This is a genomic window from Microcystis sp. M079S1, assembly GCF_020246425.1.
GTDB classification, from domain to species: Bacteria; Cyanobacteriota; Cyanobacteriia; order Cyanobacteriales; family Microcystaceae; genus Microcystis; species Microcystis aeruginosa.
Genome location: NZ_JADBSZ010000135.1, coordinates 1 through 4,099, shown reverse-complemented (window position 1 = coordinate 4,099; position 4,099 = coordinate 1). Strand labels below are relative to the sequence as shown.

Genomic DNA, 4,099 nt, shown 5'->3' with positions numbered 1-4,099 from the left:
GAACCCTTATATAGAAAGGCATTTAGCGATTTTTGTCAATTGTTTTTGCTCTAGAGCGAACTAATCAATTAAATCTATTGCCAGATAAGGATTCAGTCGATTTATGCCCCCATATCGAACCATACCAAGTCCCGAAGAGCCTCTCATGTTTGAGGTTGACTAAACACAATCATCCACGATACACATTCAAAACGCAAATATATTTTGAAACTTAATTAACTTATTTTTGTCTCGAATTTGATCGGCAAGAATACTGCGATCAGTTGTACTTTAAGGTTATTCTCTCAACAATGTAGAATAACCTTGATTATATTTTTTGAACTTAAATGATTGTTTTAAGTTCAATTAGTCTTTAAAAATATCTTGTTTTTTCTTGCGAGGTTCCATAGTATTAAATTCAGAGAAGTAGCTCGACAAGCCTGACAACTCTTGCCAAGACTTTTCTATTTATAGAGTCAATTACGATCGCAATCGTGTTCCCTAACCAATTCGCTCGTAATTATCCATTGAACAAGCGGATAAAACTGATGAAATCTCTTCCGCACCAGACACCTACCCTTTGCCCTAGCGCGCGAGAAAATTCCCCGGATAGCGTAATTTTCGGGATCGCAGCGGGAACCGTTGAGGAACCCCGCGTCGCCTATCTCCCGGAAATCCAACCCGTCACCGCAGAAATTCTCGCACTCGCTCAACCCGTCACCCCCACCGAAGTCTTCCGCTTCGCCGCGTCCTGCGCGGAAAAAGAATGCGTTCATTTCGATGGGAAAGATTGTCGCCTCGCGCACCGGGTGGCACAGGGACTCGCAGAAGTAACCGATACCCTTCCCCCCTGTCGAATCCGGCAAAACTGTCGCTGGTGGTTACAGGAAGGAAAAGCCGCCTGTCTGCGCTGTCCGCAGGTTGTCACTGACAACTATAATCCTTCCGAAACTTTCGTGAAGGTTGCCGAACCCGAATCTTAACCCTATTAAATAGGAGTCTAATTACCATGGCTAAAATTCATATTTCCGATCTACAGGTGAACTCTTTTCAAGAATCTCTTGAAACTGCGATCAATCGCGCGATCGAGACTCGCAACATTCAAGGCGGTATAGGTATAATATCGCCGTCAAAACCAACAACACTGGGAATAAGAATTTGGCCGCCCATCACCCTCGGAATTATCTACCAACCGATCCTCCCATCACTCCCGAATATTAAGCAAGGACCCATTTTATAGCGGTTTTCAGTCTAATAAGGTATAGTAAATCCCTTGATAGATAGGTGTTTCAGCGTTTCAATCGGGACTCACTTCTGTGAAAACCGCTATAACCGCCTATCGTTAGATTAGCTGAATCTCCCCCAACCCCCCCTTGCCCCACCGAAGTCGGGAGAGTAGGGGGGGGGTGTTGCCTCTTGCAAGAGTGCCTCATCTCCACAAGCAATTTAAATGCTGAACAGCTTATCTACCAACCGTATCCTCCCGTCACTCTCAAATTCTAACAGGAGTTAACTTATGGCTCTCGAACAAGTTCACGCTTTTTATCAAAAAGTCGCCTCCGATGAATCCTTCCGTTCCCGAATCCAATCGGTGAATAGCAAAGAAGAATGTAGCGAGATCGTCAAAGCTGCGGGGTTCGATTTCACACCACAGGAATTCGAGGAATACACCGCACGAATTCTAGAGTCCGATCGCCCCGATGAAGAAATTAAAGATTTAAGCGAGGAAGATTTAGCGGCGGTTGCAGGTGGATTTATCGGCGGTTTTCCAGTTCATGCGATGTACGGTCTGCCACCCAACCGCAAGCTTAAATGGCCTATTCCAATCGTTCGACCGATGTACGGATTACCGGCAGATCAGAGCCTTTCGTAGATTTCTAATTCCAACCGACGCATAAATTTTATCGAGTATTAAACCTAGTAAGGAGCTAATCATGTCTTTTGATCGCACCCCGAATTTTACCGAAAAACTAGCAACCGATCCCAATTTTCGTTTAAAGGTTTTGGACGAAATCGCCAACGATGACGAACTCAAAGACTTAACGGAAGAAGACTTAAAAGCGATCGTCGGTGGAGGCCTGAACATACACCAAATATACGGCTCTCCTGTGTTATTCGCTTGGAGAGCAGGATGGAGTATTGGCCAATGGCTTAACGAAAATACCCCTATTCAAGAATGGATTCGTGATGCGATTGATGCGATTGACTAATAAAACATCAAATAAAAGGAGGTTTTTAGGGATTTAAACCTCCTTTTATCTCCGGAAAAATATCCATTCCATTTCTGCCAACTCAACCCAAATTTCCGATAACCGCTGGAATTATCGGCTCTTCTCGACTTTGTGTGATAATTTTTGCTTATGGAATCGTGAAATGCTTATCGGGCAAGACTTTTAGGGCTATTTTGCGGAAGAAAGTATCAGTATAGACCTCGTTTCCACACAGAAACCAGAAGAGCCAATTATCTACAGTCCTAATGAGTATTAAACCTGTAAGGAGCTAATCATGTCTTTTGATCGCACCCCGAATTTTACCGAAAAACTAGCAACCGATCCCGATTTTCGTTTAAAGGTCTTAGACGAAATCGCCAACGATGACGAACTAAAATTCCTGACTGAAGAGGATATTAAAGCTATCTTTGGTGGTAATCGTAGTAAGCATCAAGATAAACAACCGTACGGAAGTGTTCGTCCACTTTAGCCTAGTAGTTATCTATAGACACGCCCATGACCGAATACCGTCGCATCAGCTACGCCGTGTGGGAAATTACCCTGAAATGTAACCTCGCCTGTCAACATTGCGGTTCCCGCGCCGGCCATACCCGTAGCCACGAACTTACCACTGAAGAAGCCCTCGATCTCGTCCGTCAACTGGCCGAAGTGGGCATCAAAGAAGTCACCCTGATCGGGGGAGAGGCCTTCCTCCGTCCCGACTGGCTCGATATCGCCCGGGCGATCACCGACGCGGGCATGATCTGCGGTGTCACCACCGGCGGCTACGGCATCACCCTCGACACCGCCCAAAAGATGAAAGACGCGGGGATCAAAGTCGTCTCCGTCTCCGTGGACGGATTAGAGGCTACCCACGATCGCCTGCGGGGGAAAGCCGGTTCTTGGCAATGGGCTTTCCGCACCATGGGCCACCTCAAACAAGCCGGTATCCCCTTCGGTTGCAATACCCAGATCAATCGTCTTTCTGCCCCTGAATTTCCCCGAATCTACGAAAAAATCCGCGATGCGGGCGTATTTGCCTGGCAGATCCAGTTAACCGTCCCGATGGGTAACGCCGCCGATAACTCGGAAATTCTCCTGCAACCCTACGAACTCCTAGAACTATACCCGATGGTCGCCCGTGTCACCGAGCGAGCGCGACGCGAGGGGGTAGACGTACAACCGGGCAACAATATCGGCTATTACGGCCCCTACGAACGTTTATTGCGGGGAGGGGATGCGTGGACATTCTGGCAGGGGTGTAGTGCTGGACTGGCGGCACTGGGTATCGAGGCCGACGGAGCGATCAAAGGCTGTCCCTCCCTTCCCACCGCAGCCTATACCGGGGGCAATATCCGCGATCGCTCCCTGCGCCAGATTATCGAAGAGGCCGAAGAACTGCGCTTCAACCTCGGTGCGGGAACCCCGAAGGGAACCGATCATCTCTGGGGATTCTGTAAAACCTGCGAGTTCGCCGAACTCTGCCGCGGTGGTTGTAGTTGGACGGCTCATGTTTTCTTCGATCGCCGAGGCAATAACCCCTACTGTCACCACCGGGCCTTAAAACAAGCGGAGAAGGGAATCCGAGAGAGATTCTACCTCGATCGCCCTGCAGCGGGAATTCCCTTCGATAACGGCCAATTCGCGCTGGTAGAAGAACCCTTCCATTCTCCCCTAGCCAATGATCCCCTCGCCTTCAGTGCCGACGCGATCCAATGGCCGGAAAGCTGGCAAAACAAAACCCCCGTACTCACCCCCACAATCTAACCGTCACTAACCCCGCCCTAAAAGGGACGGGGCTTGCCTAGACCAATTTAGGCGACGCAAGTAGAGACTACCGCATCGAGACACAATCTGGCACAGACTTCCGAATACTTCCCTAGTTCGGATTACCTCTAAGCTTTATTGGT

6 protein-coding genes are annotated in these 4,099 nt (G+C 48.4%); all 6 read left to right on the top strand.

Annotated features, from left to right (window positions below):
• Window positions 1-527 precede the first annotated feature (527 nt).
• The gene (locus IM456_RS08925; RefSeq protein ID WP_147070059.1) at window positions 528-962 is read left to right on the top strand and encodes a nitrogen fixation protein; all 435 of its coding nucleotides are present in this window, start codon (window positions 528-530) and stop codon (window positions 960-962) included.
• Between the two features lie 26 nt (window positions 963-988).
• Window positions 989-1,219, top strand: a complete 231-nt coding sequence (locus IM456_RS08920; RefSeq protein ID WP_139374559.1) for a hypothetical protein — start codon at window positions 989-991, stop codon at window positions 1,217-1,219.
• A gap of 276 nt (window positions 1,220-1,495) precedes the next feature.
• A complete protein-coding gene (locus IM456_RS08915) occupies window positions 1,496-1,852 on the top strand; it encodes a Nif11-like leader peptide family natural product precursor (protein ID WP_287693057.1) in 357 nt (118 codons plus the stop codon).
• A 61-nt stretch (window positions 1,853-1,913) separates the two neighbouring features.
• Entirely contained in the window at window positions 1,914-2,189 is a 276-nt protein-coding gene (locus IM456_RS08910; RefSeq protein ID WP_287693056.1) for a hypothetical protein, read from the top strand.
• Between the two features lie 295 nt (window positions 2,190-2,484).
• Window positions 2,485-2,679 (top strand): hypothetical protein, encoded by a 195-nt coding sequence (locus IM456_RS08905; protein WP_149987411.1) that lies wholly within the window; start codon window positions 2,485-2,487, stop codon window positions 2,677-2,679.
• A gap of 26 nt (window positions 2,680-2,705) precedes the next feature.
• Complete coding sequence (locus IM456_RS08900; RefSeq protein ID WP_149987412.1) at window positions 2,706-3,956, top strand: nif11-class peptide radical SAM maturase 3; 1,251 nt, start codon at window positions 2,706-2,708, stop codon at window positions 3,954-3,956.
• Window positions 3,957-4,099: the final 143 nt, after the last annotated feature.